Origin of the sequence: Vibrio sp. OY15, from assembly GCF_000742455.1 — a bacterium.
Lineage (GTDB): Bacteria > Pseudomonadota > Gammaproteobacteria > Enterobacterales > Vibrionaceae > Vibrio > Vibrio alginolyticus.
In genome coordinates, this window is sequence record NZ_JPIL01000009.1 from 540,841 (window position 1) to 558,991 (window position 18,151).

At 43.4% G+C, this 18,151-nt stretch carries 18 protein-coding genes and 1 tRNA gene; 12 read left to right on the forward strand and 7 right to left on the reverse strand.

Annotated elements, in window-relative coordinates; all coding sequences use genetic code 11:
* Positions 1–26: 26 nt before the first annotated feature.
* The 3 genes from IJ23_RS12835 (at position 27) to choV (ending at position 3,066) form a co-directional block, all read left to right on the forward strand.
* The gene (locus tag IJ23_RS12835; protein WP_005382646.1) at positions 27–965 is read left to right on the forward strand and encodes a choline ABC transporter substrate-binding protein; all 939 of its coding nucleotides are present in this window, start codon (positions 27–29) and stop codon (positions 963–965) included.
* Positions 966–1,042: 77 nt separating this feature from the next.
* Positions 1,043–1,885, forward strand: a complete 843-nt coding sequence (choW, locus tag IJ23_RS12840) for a choline ABC transporter permease subunit (protein ID WP_005392552.1) — start codon at positions 1,043–1,045, stop codon at positions 1,883–1,885.
* A 2-nt stretch (positions 1,886–1,887) separates the two neighbouring features.
* Positions 1,888–3,066: a choline ABC transporter ATP-binding protein gene (choV, locus tag IJ23_RS12845; protein WP_033906454.1), complete on the forward strand. Its 1,179-nt coding sequence runs from the start codon at positions 1,888–1,890 to the stop codon at positions 3,064–3,066.
* Positions 3,067–3,161: 95 nt separating this feature from the next.
* On the opposite strand, the gene IJ23_RS12850 is transcribed toward choV, so the two are convergent.
* Positions 3,162–3,818 carry an NAD(P)H-dependent oxidoreductase gene (locus IJ23_RS12850; protein WP_033906455.1) on the reverse strand — a complete coding sequence of 219 codons (657 nt, stop codon included), beginning with the start codon at positions 3,816–3,818 and terminating at the stop codon, positions 3,162–3,164.
* Between the two features lie 243 nt (positions 3,819–4,061).
* Between IJ23_RS12850 and IJ23_RS12855 the strand changes: the two genes are divergently transcribed.
* Complete coding sequence (locus IJ23_RS12855; RefSeq protein WP_031780773.1) at positions 4,062–4,496, forward strand: globin; 435 nt, start codon at positions 4,062–4,064, stop codon at positions 4,494–4,496.
* 41 nt (positions 4,497–4,537) lie between these two features.
* Here IJ23_RS12855 and IJ23_RS12860 read toward each other — a convergent pair whose 3' ends face one another.
* On the reverse strand, positions 4,538–5,320 hold the full coding sequence (locus tag IJ23_RS12860; RefSeq protein ID WP_005382637.1) for a slipin family protein: 783 nt from the start codon (positions 5,318–5,320) through the stop codon (positions 4,538–4,540).
* 10 nt (positions 5,321–5,330) lie between these two features.
* Complete coding sequence (locus IJ23_RS12865; RefSeq protein WP_033906456.1) at positions 5,331–6,707, reverse strand: NfeD family protein; 1,377 nt, start codon at positions 6,705–6,707, stop codon at positions 5,331–5,333.
* 498 nt (positions 6,708–7,205) lie between these two features.
* Here IJ23_RS12865 and IJ23_RS12870 point away from each other — a divergent pair, with 498 nt between their 5' ends.
* The 3 genes from IJ23_RS12870 to IJ23_RS12880 all read left to right on the forward strand — a co-directional run bounded on the left by IJ23_RS12870 (position 7,206) and on the right by IJ23_RS12880 (position 11,091).
* On the forward strand, positions 7,206–8,174 hold the full coding sequence (locus IJ23_RS12870) for a cytochrome-c peroxidase (RefSeq protein WP_017820324.1): 969 nt from the start codon (positions 7,206–7,208) through the stop codon (positions 8,172–8,174).
* Entirely contained in the window at positions 8,167–10,524 is a 2,358-nt protein-coding gene (locus IJ23_RS12875) for an ATP-binding protein (RefSeq protein ID WP_033906457.1), read from the forward strand. The genes IJ23_RS12870 and IJ23_RS12875 overlap by 8 nt, the downstream gene beginning before the upstream one ends.
* A gap of 99 nt (positions 10,525–10,623) precedes the next feature.
* Positions 10,624–11,091 (forward strand): OsmC family protein, encoded by a 468-nt coding sequence (locus IJ23_RS12880; RefSeq protein ID WP_017820322.1) that lies wholly within the window; start codon positions 10,624–10,626, stop codon positions 11,089–11,091.
* A gap of 76 nt (positions 11,092–11,167) precedes the next feature.
* Here the strand turns inward: IJ23_RS12880 and gdhA are convergent, their stop codons facing one another.
* Positions 11,168–12,520: an NADP-specific glutamate dehydrogenase gene (gene gdhA / locus IJ23_RS12885; RefSeq protein ID WP_005373174.1), complete on the reverse strand. Its 1,353-nt coding sequence runs from the start codon at positions 12,518–12,520 to the stop codon at positions 11,168–11,170.
* A gap of 303 nt (positions 12,521–12,823) precedes the next feature.
* Here gdhA and IJ23_RS12890 point away from each other — a divergent pair, with 303 nt between their 5' ends.
* On the forward strand, positions 12,824–13,834 hold the full coding sequence (locus tag IJ23_RS12890; RefSeq protein WP_033906458.1) for a DUF2804 domain-containing protein: 1,011 nt from the start codon (positions 12,824–12,826) through the stop codon (positions 13,832–13,834).
* A gap of 7 nt (positions 13,835–13,841) precedes the next feature.
* Positions 13,842–14,699: a sterol desaturase family protein gene (locus tag IJ23_RS12895; protein WP_005373167.1), complete on the forward strand. Its 858-nt coding sequence runs from the start codon at positions 13,842–13,844 to the stop codon at positions 14,697–14,699.
* A gap of 15 nt (positions 14,700–14,714) precedes the next feature.
* On the opposite strand, the gene IJ23_RS12900 is transcribed toward IJ23_RS12895, so the two are convergent.
* Positions 14,715–14,789: transfer RNA gene (locus IJ23_RS12900), tRNA-Gly, on the reverse strand.
* A gap of 371 nt (positions 14,790–15,160) precedes the next feature.
* Between IJ23_RS12900 and IJ23_RS12905 the strand changes: the two genes are divergently transcribed.
* The 3 genes from IJ23_RS12905 to IJ23_RS12915 all read left to right on the forward strand — a co-directional run bounded on the left by IJ23_RS12905 (position 15,161) and on the right by IJ23_RS12915 (position 16,935).
* Positions 15,161–15,679: a DUF4136 domain-containing protein gene (locus IJ23_RS12905; protein WP_005382627.1), complete on the forward strand. Its 519-nt coding sequence runs from the start codon at positions 15,161–15,163 to the stop codon at positions 15,677–15,679.
* 87 nt (positions 15,680–15,766) lie between these two features.
* A complete protein-coding gene (locus IJ23_RS12910) occupies positions 15,767–16,204 on the forward strand; it encodes a hypothetical protein (protein ID WP_230238006.1) in 438 nt (145 codons plus the stop codon).
* A gap of 50 nt (positions 16,205–16,254) precedes the next feature.
* Entirely contained in the window at positions 16,255–16,935 is a 681-nt protein-coding gene (locus tag IJ23_RS12915) for a DedA family protein (RefSeq protein ID WP_033906460.1), read from the forward strand.
* Between the two features lie 124 nt (positions 16,936–17,059).
* Here the strand turns inward: IJ23_RS12915 and IJ23_RS12920 are convergent, their stop codons facing one another.
* Together IJ23_RS12920 and IJ23_RS12925 are read right to left on the reverse strand one after the other, a co-directional pair.
* Positions 17,060–17,383 (reverse strand): hypothetical protein, encoded by a 324-nt coding sequence (locus IJ23_RS12920; RefSeq protein ID WP_005373158.1) that lies wholly within the window; start codon positions 17,381–17,383, stop codon positions 17,060–17,062.
* An 86-nt stretch (positions 17,384–17,469) separates the two neighbouring features.
* The gene (locus IJ23_RS12925) at positions 17,470–17,928 is read right to left on the reverse strand and encodes a hypothetical protein (RefSeq protein ID WP_033906462.1); all 459 of its coding nucleotides are present in this window, start codon (positions 17,926–17,928) and stop codon (positions 17,470–17,472) included.
* Positions 17,929–18,151: the final 223 nt, after the last annotated feature.

The window sequence follows — 18,151 nt, forward strand, 5'->3', positions numbered from 1 at the left end:
TCAGTAATCATTACAAGGAATTCAACATGTCTAAGATGACAAAAATCTTCTCAACAATTGCACTAAGTACTTTAGCAACAGGCGCTTACGCCAACCAATGTGAAACGGTTCGTTTCGCAGATGTAGGTTGGACTGACATCACAGCGACCACTGCCGTTACATCAGAGTTACTTAAAGGGTTGGGGTACAAAACGAAGACCGATCTTCTGTCTGTGCCTGTAACTTACTCCTCTATGGCTAATGGCGATATCGACATTTTCTTAGGTAACTGGATGCCAACGATGGAAGGTGATATCGCGAAATACCGTGATGCAGGTACTGTTGAAACCGTACGCGCGAACCTCGTTGGCGCAAAGTACACGCTAGCGGTTCCAAAATACGTTTATGACGCAGGCGTAACCAACTTCGCTGACCTAGTAAAACATGCCGACAAATTTAAAGACCGCATTTACGGCATTGAACCTGGAAACGATGGTAACCGCTTAATTCAGTCAATGATTGATAGCAACGCATTCGGCCTAAAAGACTTCAGCCTAGTTGAATCCAGTGAAGCTGGCATGGTGTCTCAAGTATCACGTGCCGCACGCCGCAATCAATGGATTGTGTACCTAGGTTGGGCGCCGCACCCAATGAATAGTAACGTTGAAATGGAATATCTAGCGGGTGGCGATGACTTCTTCGGTCCTAACTACGGCGGCGCGAACGTCTACACAAACGTACGTAAAAATTACCTCGCTGAGTGTCCAAATGTAGGTCAGCTAGTGAAAAATCTAGAGTTTAACCTAGAAATGGAAAATGAACTGATGGAAGCGATTCTTAACCAGAAACAGAAGCCATCAAAAGCAGCGCAAGCATGGTTGAATGCAAACCAAGAGCAAATTGAAGCGTGGCTAGAGGGCGTGAAAACGGTAGATGGCCAAGATGCGCTAACAGCTATTACAAACTACTTAAAAACAAACGCTTAATAAGCAGTATTTGAGCTCGTTTTTTTAAAAGAAAGTGGGCAGAGTTTTGCCCGCTTCATTAACACAAAGGTTTTATTTTGAATTTTATTACGGACAACAAACTACCGTTGGGCCAATGGATGGAAACTGGCGTCGATTGGTTAACCATCAATGCATCGGGTTTTTTCGATGCAATCTCTATTACACTTGAAACGATCATTCTTTTCGTGGTGGACATTTTTAAATGGATGCCACCTGCAGCGCCAATCATTATGACGGCGGCAATTGCTTGGTTCTTACATCGCAGCATTCCTCTTGTCGTATTTATCGTGTTGGCCTTACTCGCAATTCTCAACCTTGGTTACTGGCAAGAAATGCTGGAAACCTTTGTCCTTGTGTTTGCAGCGACAACGATTTCCGTATTAATTGGCGTGCCGTTGGGCATTATGGCGGCGCACCGTCCTTGGTTATACACCTTGTTGCGGCCAATACTCGATTTGATGCAGACCGTACCGACATTCGTTTACCTAATTCCAACCTTGGTTCTGTTTGGCTTAGGTATTGTCCCTGGTCTAATCTCGACCATCATTTTCGCTATCGCTGCGCCAATTCGATTGACGTACCTCGGCATTATTAAAGTGCCGGAGGAGCTACTTGAAGCGGGTAAAGCATTTGGTGCCAGCCGAATGAAGCTACTGTTTAAGGTGGAGTTACCTGCGGCATTGCCAAGTATTATGGCTGGCGTTACGCAATGTATTATGTTGTCTTTGTCTATGGTTGTCATTGCGGCGCTTGTTGGTGCTGATGGGCTTGGTAAGCCAGTCGTACGTGCACTGAATACGGTAAACATTTCACAAGGTTTTGAAGCGGGTTTAGCGATTGTACTCGTTGCCATCATTCTTGATCGCTTGTGTAAAGCACCAAACCAGAAGGAGGCATAATCATGGACGCTATTACTATTAAAAATCTTGATGTCGTTTTTGGTCAGCAACAAGCACAGGCGCTAGCACTACTAGATCAAGGGAAGTCTCGACAAGAAATCATTGATGAAACTGGCCAAGTGGTTGGGGTTGATAATGTTTCGCTGAACGTGAAACAGGGTGAGATCTGTGTCTTGATGGGGCTTTCGGGCTCGGGTAAATCAAGTTTGCTGCGAACGGTTAACGGATTGAACGATATTTCTCGTGGCTCTCTGAAAATCAAAGATGGCGACGATATGGTTGAGCTCTCTAACTGTGACGAACAGAAGCTGCGCCACCTTCGTACGCACCGCGTGTCCATGGTGTTTCAGAAGTTTGCATTGATGCCATGGTTAACGGTGTTAGACAATGTAGCGTTTGGTCTAGAGATGCAAGGCATTGGTAAAGCTGAGCGCCGTAAAAAAGCGCGTGAACAGCTCGAAATGGTCGGTTTGTCTGAGTGGGAAACGAAATTCCCGCACGAGCTCTCTGGTGGTATGCAGCAGCGTGTTGGCCTAGCGCGAGCGTTCGCGATGGACACAGATATCTTGTTAATGGATGAGCCGTTTTCAGCGCTTGACCCATTGATTCGCGCTCAGCTTCAAGATGAACTGATTCTGCTGCAAGAAAAGCTAAACAAAACCATTCTTTTTGTGAGTCACGACTTAGATGAAGCACTTAAAATCGGTAACAACATCGCCATTATGGAATCAGGAAAGCTGATTCAACATGGCAAGCCAGAACAGATCATTCTTGCTCCAGAAAACGATTATGTGGCGGACTTTGTTGCTCACACTAATCCATTAAATGTGCTGAAGGGACGTTCCTTAATGCGTGACGATTTGGTTCGCGAAGATACGCGTGTTCTGATTTGCCCTGATAAAAATATTTGGGTGATACAAGAGAGCAAGGGGTTAAGTTTAGCGGATAAAGATAAATCGTTGATTCAATGGAAGAGCGACTCTTCGAACCTTGACGAAGTTAATGAAAACTCTCTGGTTCAGGTTAGCCCAGAAATCAGTATGCGAGAAGCGATTGAACTTAAACAGCGTAGCAATCAGCCTCTGCTTATGGTTGAAGATAATAAGCTGGTTGGTGTGTTAAGCGACAATGAGCTTTACGATGCATTGCTTGGTAATTTTAAGTCAGAGCAAGTTGCGTAAAGTTGACGCAGAACCAAGTAAAAAGAGCCGCACATTAGTGCGGCTCTTTTTAGTTTAAACAATGAGTTAAGTCGCTAAGCTAAGACAATGGTCGACTATAGAGTCGTAATTACCTCATCCATTGCAAGGCGTGCTTTTGGAAGACCATGATTGTAATCTTCCCCATCTTTATGGTAGCCAATCGCCAGCGCAACTTCACAAATATGGCCCTCGAGCTCTTCTTTAAACTCTTCTCCAATCAGAGCCGGATCGACACCTTCCATCGGTGTTGAATCAATGCCTAGTCGTGCCAATGTGTGTAGTAGGTTGCCTAGTGCCAAATAGACTTGTGCTTTTGTCCAGTTTCCGTTGAAGCCATTTTCGTCCGTATTTGCATCGGCAAAAGCGTAAGCACCCATAAAGTTGTTGTACATCTCCGCTGGCAAGTGGCCAGATGTTACTTCTGCATCCACACGTTTCGCAAATTTCTCTTTAGTAAATTTAGGATCGTAAGCAAACAGAATCGTATGTGATGCGGCTTTCGCGTGTGGTTGGTTAAACTGGTGCATATTTGCAAACGTATTGTGGAAACGTTGCTTCGCTTCATCACTTTCAATAACGATGAATTTCCATGGTTGTGAGTTGATAGAAGACGCCGACAAACGCAGTGCTGCTTTGATTATCGCCATGTCTTCTTGAGAAACGCGCTTGGTTTCATCATATTTTTTTGCAGTGTAACGGTTATTTAGATCGGTAATGATTTGATGGGACACGTTTATATCCTCTTTATGTGATGACAGATGAGGATGCACTAGCATCGACAACCATGCGTACCTCGAATATGGGTTCATGATAATGGATATTTTTTCATTGATAAGAGGGTGTTTATTTAAATCACTTTTTACTTTTTGTTGAAAATCGATGTGAGTTGATCGATTTGAAACTTAAAAGTCCTTATTTGGAAGCTTTTATTTGATATTAAATTAAACTCATATTGAGGAGTAGGGGAAAGCAACATGAACGTGATTGAAGTTTTTAATGATAGCTATGAACGTTGTACTTCAGATCAGGAGTTTTTCGACTTGTTCTACAAAAATTTATGGTCGAAAAGTGCCAACTTTAGACAGAAGTTTGACGGTATAGACATGCACCAACAAGTGAGAATGCTTAGAGGGTCTATCGTGTTTTTTATGATGGCAGATACCTCGACCGAAGCGCACAAAATGGTGGAAAAGTATGGGAAAAAGCATGCAAGTGCCGAAATTGGTATAGAGCCGCAGGATTTTGATGTTTGGCTTGAGAGTTTGTTAGAAACGGTTCGACAGTGTGATTCTGGGTACGATGCCGATGTTGAAACCGCTTGGCGAACATGCTTTAAAACGGGCTTAGAAGTAATGAAACAAGAATGTGATAAAGAAGATGGGCACATCCTTAAAGCGAGTACCAAATAAGGAAGTAACGTGAGCGGTCGTTACTTCCTAGGGGCAAAATCTTACTTATCTTGTGTTTCTTTATTCTTTTTCACCGCTTCGGCGATATCACTGACAGCTTCGACAAGATTGATCGGCATTGGAAAAATAATAGTGGATGTTTTGTCTGTAGTGATTTCAGTGAGTGTCTGCATGTAACGTAATTGCAGTGCATTCGGTGCTTCGTTGAGCATTTGCGCTGCTTCTTTTAATTTATTTGAAGCCTCTAACTCACCAGTAGCGTGAATGATCTTCGCCCTACGGTTACGTTCTGCTTCTGCCTGACGGGCTAGGGCTCTGACCATGCTGTCATTTAAATCAACATGTTTGACTTCAACCGTAGCAATCTTGATTCCCCAGTCATCAGTCTGTTGATCAAGAATGGATTGTAAATCCTTATTGAGGCGTTCTCGCTCTGATAGCAATTCATCGAGTTCATGCTGACCCAATACCGAGCGCAGCGTGGTTTGTGCTAACTGGCTGGTGGCATCGTTGTAGCTTTCAATATTGTTAATCGCCATTTGAGGATCGACTACGCGAAAATAAACGACCGCGTTGACGCGCACAGAAACGTTATCTTTTGTAATTAAATCTTGTGTCGGCACATCCAAAACGACAGTACGTAAATCAACCCTCACCATTTGCTGAATAAATGGGATAAGGATGATCAAACCAGGTCCTTTGACTTCTTGAAATCGACCAAGAAAGAACACAACCCCACGTTCGTATTCTCTCAAAACCTTGAACATTTGGGTCGCTAGTGCGAACAGCAGCACCACGATCACCGCAACGGTATAGAGCATCATAAAGCGCCTCCTATTTATTTTGGCGGTCATCAGGCATCACAGTTAAGGTCAGCCCTTTAACATTAACAATGGTGACGTGATCACCTTGTTTGAATTGTTGATGGTCTTTGGCTTTAGCTCGCCATAACGCACCGTTGAGTTGAACGCGTCCTTCGCCATCGATAAAGTCATCGCTTACCACGGCGACCTTCCCAGGGTATGTCTCTAAACCCGTCGTTACACGCCGGCGACGAATTTTGAGCAGCAGGCCGACGGTCAGCACGATTAGAGCCACGGAAAATATGGCAATACCAAAAATCAAAGGAAGGGCGATCTGGAATCCTGGTAACTCACTGTCCATGAGAAATATCGAACCGAGTACAAAGGCGACAACGCCGCCTAAGCCCAAAATACCAAAGCTCGGGCTGAATGCTTCCGCTATCATTAGTGCAATACCGAGTAACAGCAGACCAAGACCTGCGTAGTTGACGGGCATCATTTGTAGTGCGTACATGGCCAGAAGCAGACAAATCCCACCTAGCACACCGGGTAAGCCAATTCCTGGGTTGTAAAATTCAAGAAGTAAACCGTAGATGCCGATGAGCATTAGAATGTAGGCAACGTTTGGATTGGTGATAACGGCTAGCATTTCTGCTCGCCAATCGGGTGTTCTTTCAATCCATACGGGATTTTCCAGTGACAATGTCACATCACGATTGTTAACTTTAACAGTTTGTCCATTAATGGCTTTGACTAAATCCTCTGGTGAGTTGGCTATATAATCAATAACGTTTAATTCCAATGCCTCTGTGGCGTCCAAACTCGCTGCTTCGCTCACTGCTTTCTCTGCCCACTCTGCATTTCGGCCATGAAGCTTTGCTAAGCCTTTAATATAGGCTCTAGCATCATTAATCACCTTTTTCTCCATTGCGGTTTTCGCGGGAACTTTCTCTGAGCTTTCGTTGGTTCCTTCTGGCGTTTCTTCCGCGTTTTGATCTTTGCCATCATCCGATGAAGGGGGCTGAGGGGCACCACCTAACGCGACGGGCGTTGCCGCGCCAAGGTTGGTGGCTTCAGCCATTGCGGCAACGTGGCTGGCGAGTAAAATGTATGTCCCTGCGCTAGCCGCTCTAGATCCTGACGGGCCAACCCAAGTCGCAATTGGAGTGGAGGAGGTGGTAATCGCGTGAATAATATCTCTCATTGCACTGTCTAAGCCGCCTGGTGTGTCCATCTCTAAGATCACTAAACTGACACCGTTTAGTTGAGCTTCTTCTATTTCACGAGATAAATAGTCGCTAGTAGCAGGCCCTATAGCGCCTTTGACAGGAACAATCCAAACGGTATTCGCCAGTGCTTGACTGGCCATCAAGAGTAAAGGTAAGAACCATATCCATAGTCGTTTCATGCAGTCCTCCTTGTGTGGTCACAGGGACTTTTTGAAATCCTAATTCAAGTATATCCAAATAACTTAGAGATGCTTGAGTATAGGTTCTAATGAATAAGTTGCCGAGGCTAATTAGGAGACTACTTTTTTATATATAAACGCTGTGTGAGATAGTAAACTAAAGCAAATTATTGGTAATTGTGATGTTTATGTTTATTGTTCAGCGTTTGATTAAGTTGGCCGTTATCTGTGCCGTATTCTTTACTATTTTCGATCTGATCTCGTATGGAGAGGTGACTTGGTTTCAACGGTTTTTGGCTTTTCTACACTAAACTCAGATTTCAATACGTTAGCTACTCATAAGGCGATCGATTTCTTCCTATTCGCCTTATTACTCCCTCTTCAACCAAAGCCTTAAACAAAGCAATACTTAACTCGTTTTTTCAACTTCCTGTCGGTGGAAAAAACGCCAAAATGCAACTAAATTCATATCAATGACAAGTTTAAGGTATGTAGTTGATGAGGCAATTCAGCGCAATCGCACTAGCTGTTGTAACACTCATTTTGAGCCAAACAACAACCGCAAGAAACGCGAAGATGTTAGGTGATATCTCCTTAGTTCAGCCCATACAGGGTGATCCTAATGTGGATATTAAGCTAGCGAGAATTGGCTGGCATCTCTTCCGCGATCCTCAATTATCGTCAAATGGTAATGTCAGCTGCGCGACATGCCATAATCTGCAAACCAATGGCGCTGAAAATACACCAGTCTCTACGGGGGTGAAAGGTGATGGAATTAGAAATTCTATAACAGTGTTTAATGCAGCGTTAAATTATCGTTTTTTATGGGATGGTACGGAAAACACCTTGATGGCTCAGATTGATGGTCCAATCCATAATCCAATGGAAATGGACTCAAACTGGCAAACAATAGAGCAATATGTAAAAGAGAGTGAACATTATCAAGCTCTATTTAATCGTGACGGTGAATTGCCGATTAACGTTCATAATATCAAGTCCGCTATTGTGGAGTTTGTTGAAGGGCTGCAGACGCCTGGCGCACCATTCGATGCTTACTTATTGGGTTACACGCATGTACTGAGTGAACAGCAAATCAGAGGTTGGAAAACATTTCAGACTTCAGGTTGTGTGCAGTGTCATCAGGGCAAAAATATCGGCGGAGCGATGATCCAAAGGTTCGCCTATTTCAAGGATAAGCCAGTAGTAGAGGACTCGGGCAGGCAGCTCGTTACGATAGAGGATGAAGAGCGATTCTATTTTAGAGTAGCCAGTTTACGCAATGTCGCGCTAACGAGTCCTTATTTTCATAATGGGCAAGTCGATAAGTTATCCGACGCGATACAAATCATGGCTAAAACCCAGCTCGGTATAACGATGAACGATGAGAATGTCGCGGACATTGAAGCATTCTTGCAGTCGTTGACAGCACCTAGACCCATAATTTTAGAGGTGTTGGAAAATGAATAAATTCAAACTGATCAACTTTTGCTTTTTTATTGGGATACTGACGTGCTGCACACTGGCGTATATGTCGTATATGAACTCAAAAAACGCTCAAGAATTTCATGCAGAGCTAATGAACATCGGACATGAGTTGATTGAAGAGCGTGATGTTATCGTGAACCGATATGCCGTTGAAGATAGAAAAAACTATGAGTTAACAACATCTTTAGTAGAGATAGAAATCGCAGCACAGGCACTGTTGGAATCATCAAAGGAATCAGTTTGGTTTCCCGTGACACCCAATCGTATAAAAGTTAGGGATACGCTTGAACAGTTTAAGGAGCGAGTGCTTCAAACAACGTTGAAGCTTGATATGTTAATTGGTGTTCAGGTAGAAAATCGGTATGCATTACTCATGTTGTTCAATTTATATCAGCAAGATGTTTCTATCGAGAGCGGTCAATCATTGGGTGGCAGTCGTTATTTTGAATTTCTCAACCAGTTGCTTCTAACACAAACGGAAGTTGAGAGTGAAAAGGAAGCGAACTTCCTTAAGCGGCTTCAAACGAGTGATAAAAGAATTGAATTGCTGACGAATGAACTGCTTGATCACACTTATATTGAGTTTGTCGAAAGCTCAGAGCATCGGTTACTCAATATTGCTCAAAGTGAGGCGCGTTTTACGTGGTTGTTTGTATTTATTGCGGTGATGTTTCTAGTTAGCGCGTTTGTTTATCAGTCACATCACCGAATGCATAACTTAAAACAGTTGAATCTTGAAATTGAAGAGGCGAGAAACAAAGCCGAGCGAGCGGCAAAAGCGAAATCAAATTTTCTCGCTGCAATGAGTCACGAACTAAGGACGCCGATGAATGGTGTACTAGGGCTTTCTCAAATGATTGCAGAAGAGACCAAAGAGCCGACGACGAAAGAGCACATTAGGGTTATTCTTGATTCTGGCCAGCATCTGATGACTATCCTCAACGATATTTTGGATTTTTCTAAAGTTGAAGAAAACAAACTGGAATTTGAGCAAGCTAAGTTTAAGCTCGATCAAGTGCTTTCTCCGGTGTGTAGCGCAATAAAACCACTTGTTGATGAAAAAAATATCGAGCTAATCTTGGAAAACGAGGTTTCTGAATATACTGAATTTACTGGGGATTGTGCGCGTTTACGACAGATCTTATTTAATCTCGCCGGTAACGCGGTGAAGTTTACCAATGAAGGGCATGTGCTGGTTAGAACCGAGTTAGATGAATCGAATCAGTTGTTGGTCATGCGCGTGAGCGACACTGGTATTGGTATTGCGCCAGACAAGCACGAGCATATTTTTAACTCGTTTGAGCAAGCAGACTCATCAACGACTCGAAGGTTCGGCGGAACAGGGCTTGGGTTAGCCATCGTCAAAAAACTAACCGATTTGATGGGTGGCCATATTACTCTGAAGAGTATAGAAGGCGTTGGAAGTCAATTTATCGTTGAGTTGCCGATTCCTTGGGTAGAATCTGCTCCGAAAAAGCAGCAAGAAGCACCGAAACCTCGCGCAAAATCACACCATTTAAAGATACTACTTGCTGATGATAACCGTGTGAATGCCATTGTGGCAAAAGGGTTTTGCGAAAAGCTTGGGCATGAAGTGGAAGTTGCAGAAAATGGATTAATCGCGGTTAAAAAGGCGAAAGAGAACGAGTACGACCTGATCTTGATGGACAACCATATGCCCGAGATGAATGGCGTTGAGGCGACACGCGTTATCCGACAAGAGTTAGGTATCAAGACATTACTCTTTGCGTACACAGCAGACGTATTTCGTGAAGCTCACGATAGCTTTATTGAAGCAGGAGCAGACCATGTGCTTACGAAACCGCTACAGCATGAGAGCTTTTCAGACGCTCTCAAACAGTTTGCCGCCAGACTCGAACCGAAACAGAATCCGCCACTAACGAGTGACAGCAATGTGCTTCAATTGCAACGTAAGCCAATCGAGAACTTAAGGTTAACAGAGGAAGAACTCTCCCGTTCAGGCATGTTTACTTCTTTACGAGATGAGCCAGAAGCGCTCGACGAGTTGCTAAAAAGCATTATTGTCGATTTTGAGACTTCTGTTGATGAACTTATTGAATACTTTATGGCTGAAGACTTTGCTTCATTAGAGCTGACGTTGCACAAAACGAAAGGGATGGCACTGAACCTAAGTTTACCTATTTTGGCGAGCCAAACGGAGGCCCTGGAAACTCAACTTAAAGCCAACCAAAGTCCCGAGATTGAGCAGTTGCAGATGCTGATCAATCGGTTACAGGTCAACATCCATCAGTCTCATAGACTTTTGGATGATATCCAGAAGAACAATGCCGATCCTCAACAGATTTTATAGTCCCTGTGAGTGCGATGCTTTCCTTAACTCATTTTGTTGTGGTTTACTGTGGCAAGGACGGATAGTGTTGATTCGTCGTCGGAAAATCAGGGAGTTAGAATGAGTAAGCATTCCGCTTTAATCAAATGGCATCGTAAAGCTGGCGAAGAGTTTAGTGATAATAAGTATAGTCGGGCACACATTTGGCAATTTGATGGAGGGTTGCAAGTCCCAGCATCTCCATCTCCCCACGTAGTACCATTACCACTATCCGTAGAAGAAAACGTTGATCCAGAAGAAGCGTTTGTCGCGGCACTTTCTAGTTGTCATATGCTCGTTTTCCTGTCTATTGCAGCAAAGCGACGTTATGTTGTGGACAGTTACTTCGATGAAGCGGTAGGGGAGCTTGAAAAAGGCGAAAACGGAAAAGAGTGGGTATCAAAGGTAACGTTAAACCCTAAGATAACATTTTCAGGTGAAAAACAACCGACACCATCTCAATTAGAAAAACTGCATCACATGGCCCATGAGAATTGCTTTATCGCCAACTCCGTTAAAACAGAAGTGACAACGCTTATTGCGAATTAAGTGGAGCTCTTTATCAAAAAGCGCGGCCTATTGCGGAGTTATATTAAGCCAGCAGTCATCCTGCTGGCTCGTTCATCTAGACGACACCTTGCTCAATCATTGCATCAGCGACTTTTCTAAAGCCTGCAATGTTGGCGCCTAAAACTAAATTTCCAGGTTGGCCAAACTCTTTACTGGTTTCGTTTGCATTGATGAAAATATTTTTCATGATGGTTTGCAACTGACTATCCACTTGTTCAAACGTCCAGTTTTGCATGCTGGCGTTTTGCGCCATTTCAAGTTGACTGGTTGCAACGCCGCCTGCATTGGCTGCTTTTGCAGGCCCATAAGCTATGTCCGAGTCCACGATAATATTGGCAGCATCACGGGTGGTTGGCATGTTCGCCCCTTCACTAATCAAAATACATCCGTTTTCGATAAGAGCCAGTGCGTCGTCTGACGTTAATTCATTTTGAGTCGCACAAGGGAAGGCAGCATCAGCCTGATATCGCCAAACAGCATGTCCTTCATTAGGATAGTCGCCCTCTGGTGTGTATTCTGCTTCAGGGTAAGTTTCTAAATATTCTTCTAAGCTTGCTCTTTTCACTTCTTTCAGTTGTTTTAGGAGCTTAAGATCAATACCGTGCTCATGATAGATCGTACCTCGAGAGTCGCTGCATGTAACTGGCGTTGCTCCCATATGGTACAGTTTTTCAATGGCGTAGATAGCCACGTTGCCAGCACCAGAAACGAGACAAGTTTTCCCTTTCAATGAATCGTTGCGGTCGTTGAGCATGCACTCTGCAAAATAGACGGCGCCATATCCTGTCGCTTCTTTTCTGGCGAGTGAGCCACCCCAAAGCAGACTCTTGCCTGTAAGCACACCTTCGTAGCGGCCCGTCAATCGTTTGTATTGACCAAACATATAGCCAATTTCGCGCGCCCCGACACCGATATCGCCTGCGGGCACATCGGTGGTAGGACCGATGTGACGGTACAACTCGTTCATAAATGATTGGCAAAATCGCATGATCTCGCCGTCGGATTTTCCTTTAGGATCGAAGTTTGAACCGCCTTTGCCGCCACCGATAGGAAGGCCAGTCAGTGCGTTTTTAAAAATTTGCTCAAAGCCGAGAAATTTTATGATGCTCGCATTGACTGAGTGATGGAATCTCAATCCTCCTTTGTACGGCCCCAAAGCAGAGTTGAATTCAACTCGATAACCTTTGTTTACTTGTACATTTCCAGCATCATCAACCCAAGGAACTCGAAACATGATTTGACGTTCTGGCTCGACGATCCTCTGGATAATCGCTTGTTCCTTATATTTATTATTGCCTTCTATTACCGGCGCGAGAGAAGTTAATACTTCTTCTACCGCTTGGTAAAATTCTTTTTGCGCAGGGCTACTGTGTTGCAACGCAACAATAGTATCGTGTATGTATGACATAGATTTCTTCCTTGATGTGAATAAGCAATCAGTTTATATGAATGTATTTCCATTAAATAGTGATTTTGACCAAGATTCAATGGTTGTAGTGGTCTTTCCTGCGGATGAGAATGTGCAGCTTCTAACCCAGGCTGTGTTGGTTGAGATAGGTAGGGCTAGCTAAGTAAGCGGGTGGTTGAGTGATCAGTTTCACATATAACAAGCAGAAATCACTTTAGTCGATGTTGTTGTGCAGTTACGCAAATTGTTTATGTTAACGTCATGTTAAAGTTTGTGTGTGATAACTTGTGAAAAGACAACTATATGGATGAGCTTAAGGTTCTGAACTCGTTTATTCAGCAGAATGGCCTACCAGCGTTTGGCCACCTTGATGGAATTCCAACATCGTTACAGCTAGATAAATTTACCTACCTCGATGAGATGGATAAGCCGGTGTCTAAGTGGCGCCGTTACCGCGATTATAAGCAGTTTCAGTTCGTCAATTTGGTCACACCTAATTACGTCATTGGAGTAGCGATTGCTGATATACGGTATTTAGCATCCGGCTTTTGCTACCTGTTTGATATTAAAAAGAATAAGTTGATTGAGCAACAATGGTTGAAACCTTTTAATATAGGTTATCAAACTCAGCCTTCCAGTTGGTGCAGTCTTGCCCATCTTGCTAACAAAAGAGTTCAGTTTTCTATTAAGGATGGTATTTGGCACGTCCACTTTGTGACAGAGTCAGTCAATGCGGATCTCTATTTACGTCCAGAAAATATGAGTTTGCCATTAATGTTGTGTACGCCAACAGGTTATGCGGGTTGGACATATACTCAGAAGCACAATGCGTTAGCAGTAGACGGTAACTTGTTCATATTAGGAAAAGAGCAAGATCTTTCAGAGGTGGCTGCTGGTTACGATTTTTCCGCTGGGTACATGCGGCGAGAAACAAGTTGGCGCTGGGCGAGTATCAATTGCTTTGAGGATGACAGGCGTCTGGGGTTGAACTTGGCAGCTGGCGTTAATGAAACTGGCTATTGCGAAAATGTATTGTGGATTAATGGTCAGCGTCACTTTTTGCAACCTGTGCAGTTTCAGTTTTCACGAAGTGATGAAGGGCAAAAGTGGCATATTACGTCTGAAGATAAACGAGTTAACTTACAGTTCACGCCTTTGAATCGACGCTCAGAGAAGAAAAATTTTTGGCTTCTCAAAAGTAACTTTCGTCAGTACATCGGTTATTTCTCTGGCTATATTATCGATGGAAATGGCATCAAACATCAGTTAGAAGAAGTTATGGGTCTTACTGAAGATCACTATGCAAAATGGTAGAAACACAATGGATTGGACGCAGTTGATGGACCGCCCAGAATTACTTCTGATGATTCTGGCCCCAGTTTTCTTTTTCTGCATGCTTGCCGAATATTGGTTCGGACAAAGAAGGGGACGCTTGCCTGAAAGCGCGACGTATTACTTCCCTGAAGTAGCGTGTAATTTTGTTCTTGCGGGCTTACACCAAGCGACAGACATACTCACGGGTTTACTGATTGCTCAGTTGTATTTGTGGTGGTTTGATTGGCGTTTGTTTGATATCGAAATGAGCGTCTCAGCTTTTCTTTTACTTGTTGTCCTGCAAGATTTTTTCTATTACTGGTTTCATCGGGCTAGCCATCGTATTCGTTGGATGTGGGCCGCGCACGTTGTTCATCACAGTTCGGAAAGAATGAACTTCAGTACCGCATTTCGTCAAAGTTTAATGTATCCGCTAGCGGGGATGTGGATTTTTTGGTTGCCCTTGGTGATTATTGGTTTTGAGCCAAAATGGGTTGTCTTCGTTGTGTTGTTTAATCTGGGCTTACAGTTTTTTGTTCACACCCAATCAATTCGTTCGCTCGGGCCACTAGAGTGGGTATTTAACACGCCGTCTCATCATCGCGTTCATCATGGTGTGAACCGTCAGTACATCGACAAAAATTATGCGGGTGTATTAATTATTTGGGATCGAATGTTCGGAACGTTTGAACCAGAGGTGGAAACGGTTCGGTATGGGGTTTCTAAACCTGTAAACAGCTTTAATCCCATCCGCGTGACGTTTGCAGAATGGAAAGACATGTTTTATGACGTAACTCGACCAAACTTATCATGGAAACAACGCTGCCGCCGTTTGTTCGCTCCGCCATCGGATTTTTATGAGTAAATTGGATAAAGAGATTGGAGCGGGCAGCGGGAATCGAACCCGCATCATCAGCTTGGAAGGCTGAGGTAATAGCCATTATACGATGCCCGCGCATCGATAGGACTCAGTTAATATGCCACACTGCACGAAAAAGAAAAGTCTTTTCTCATCAAATGTTTGTCAGTTGCCTAAAAAAGTAGCGGACTGATGTTAAAGTGTTCATTGTCTCTGGTTTTTTGTGGCACTCGCGATTCTGCTACTAAGCCTAGGGGCTTCCAATTAGGTCGTAAACACCGAATTCTTAGGTGTTTAGATGTTGATGATATTCAAGATTTTCTGTGTAAAGGTTAATCTCGTTTATTGAACAGTCACGTTTCATGGTCAAGACTAGATATTGAAATGATTACTTTTTACTGTTGATGCGTATGTATAACACAGGGTAATTCTGCTGAAACAGTCAGCTTAACCAAAGGAGATTTAACATGATGAGAGGTTTGATATTAGGGCTGGTGGTGATGCTGGTATCTGCTTGTACTACCGTTACAACCGATGTAGATAAACAAGCCGACTTTTCAGCTTACAGAACGTTTGACTTCGGTGCTCAGGCGGAAGCTCCTACCAGTATTGATGGTCGACGTATTGAGCAAGGGCTTGCTGAACAGCTTGAGGGTAAGGGTTTAATTAAGGTAAATAGTGGCGGTGACCTTTACGTACATCATGATATCGTAGAAGAATCCGAGCTTGTTTCTTCAGGATCGTCGGTGAGCTTTGGCTATGGCTGGAATAGCTTTGGTGTGATCACTTCAAGCCCAGAAAGATATAAAGAGCGTAAGTATGGGAAGTTGGTGGTTGAACTGGTTGATGCAAAGGCTAATCAAGTCGTTTGGAAAGGCGTTTCAAGTCGTAAACTGTCTGAGTCAATGAGCTCTGAGAAAAGAGAATCTCTCATCCAAGAAGAAATCGCGAAGATGTTTGAAAGCTACCCTTACGGTGAAAAATAATTAGTATTCTTAACGATTAAGAATACTAATTGCCAATAGCTACGCACAGGGTTAAAAGAACTTATTATTTTGGTTTTGGTTACCTTTGTGCGTACGACTCTGATTGCTTTACTCGGACTACTTTTCTGCTTGCTGGCTCCGAGCATGAGCCTGGCGCACTCACACCCAAATTTTCTTTCCTTTCATAACCAGCATATCGCTGTTGACGCTAAGTCGAAGCACTTTTCAGAACATCCTATCTCTCCAATACAACAAGACTATCCGAGTTTAAACAGCCGGAATGTAGTGAGGGTTAGCCATGCTAAGGAAATGAGCTCGAACGACGATGTAGAACCCGAATGGTTTGAAATGCTTGATGTAGCATGGTGGGCGCATCGTTCGGCAATTTACTCGATGAAGTGGCTAAAACGCATCGGCAATGAGGCTTTAGATTGTTGTATTGAATGTATTTTTACTCACTCTAAATACAGAATCGGCGTGAGAAAAGAATCGAATTTCATATACCGCTTTATACATGCTCGCTAACACATTCCATGTTTTTGCAACTTTTGGTTAATTATGCTTAGGAGCGGTTTATGTTTGATTCGATCATTCAGGTCTTGAGTGCTTTTTGGCATCAAGATTTCACGGCGTTAATGGCGCCAGGCAGTGCAGGTTTGGTTTATTTTGTTGTTGCTGTGATTATCTTTTTGGAAAGTGGTTTTATTCCTGCTGCACCTTTCCCATGCGACAGTGTCGTCGTACTATCCGGTACGCTGGCGGCGGTTAGCGTCCTTGACCCAATTATGATCATGTTGGTGATAGCTGTTAGTGCGGGGTTGGGAAGTTGGGCGGCTTATTTACAAGGCAAGTGGCTAAATCGCTTACCTAAGGTCCAAGGCTGGGTGAGTGCGGTTCCTCAAAAGCGTTTGGAACAAGTCGACGTATTACTCAGTAAACATGGATTGGTTGCGCTTTTGTGCGCGCGGTTTATTCCGGTTGTTCGTTCCCTATTGCCATTAATGATGGGGTTGCGAGTGAAACGTATTAGTAAATTCCATTACTTTGCGTGGCTGAGTGCGATTTTATGGACGCTGATATTATGCGGTTTTGGTTCATTACTTCCTTTGCTACCGGAAAATATGAGCAAAGCAATCACAATGCTATTAATGGCGGCACCAATAATTACTCTTGTGATTGGAGTGCTTAGTTTCTTGTTTGTTAAAGCACGTCGAGCGTTCTGTAAACCCAAGGATGTGTCTGAGTTTTCTCAGTAAGTTTACTTGATTTGCACTTTTAAGCTTGTATGCAGATTAGACATCTAATCGACAGGTTTTTATCAGTAAAAAGAAAGGCGCATACATTGCGCCTTTCTTTTTGAGTGTCGTTAGGGTTTCGAATTTAATAGCCAATGCTATATAAGTATTCGCCAACTTCTTTGCACTGAGACTTGTAGATGTTCTCTACTTCAGACTCATTCTTATCTGCTGCTTTAAATTCAAGTTCGGCAGACGATAGCTGGTCAAAGCTGTAGTCTCTCTCAGACATTAAGTAGTGTCTGAACATCGCTCTGTGTTCCGGAACTGCAATACGTGCGTTAGAAACGTTGGCACACTCTAACAGAGTGTCGTTACTCATTTCTTCTGGCTTAGTTTCTGTGTTTGCTAAGGTTGAGCCCGCTGCAAATAGTAATGCTAGTGCGATGGTTGTAGCGATTCTTGTCATTATATGGACCTCAAATTGGTTCTAGTAACAATGAGCATATTGGCTCTTATCGTTACATTTTCGTGTTCTCTGTATGTCATAAAAAGTTAAACAACAGAGAAGGCGTTGCGACCATGAGTAAAGACGTACATTAAGTTCGCTTCCTTTCTTCCTGAGAGGCGATAAAGAGAGCGTTGACTCATGAGTCCGCCATAACTGTCTAGAGGTAAGCGAGATGCTTGTTTTGCCAACTCCAGTAGTGGTGGAGAAGAGAAAGCAATAAGTAAAAAATAATCAGGAGTAAAATCTGATGATAAAACGCCATCAGTAGCTGATGTTCGGCGACAGGAGACAAGCCCGAACAACTCGCGCTTTATATGTAGGTAGTAACTTTCTGAACCCCAAGAGCTCAGAGAAGCTGAGGCATGAAAATCAGTGTGTGCTAGCTCAAAATCGTCTTGTTGAGAGAGTTTAAGTAGGCGCTCGGAAGTGTAATGTTTGGTGTGGTGCCACTCATGCGCATATGAAGCTGTGATGAGCCCTGAGAGCAGGGAAAAAGAAAGCATCAATAATATACGGTGTAGATAACGCAAGAAGTAACCCTAAACATATAAAGCCACAGTTACCCACCATGATTAAGGAATCTTAGTGGAACTATGATAACGATGAAAGCCAGTGTCTGATCAACTCAGCGTATACTAACGAGATGGAAGGGGGATGAACAGAGTTTTCTGATCGCACTTAGGTATATCAGCGAATAACACAATAGTTTTCGCTTTCGAGTAAGCG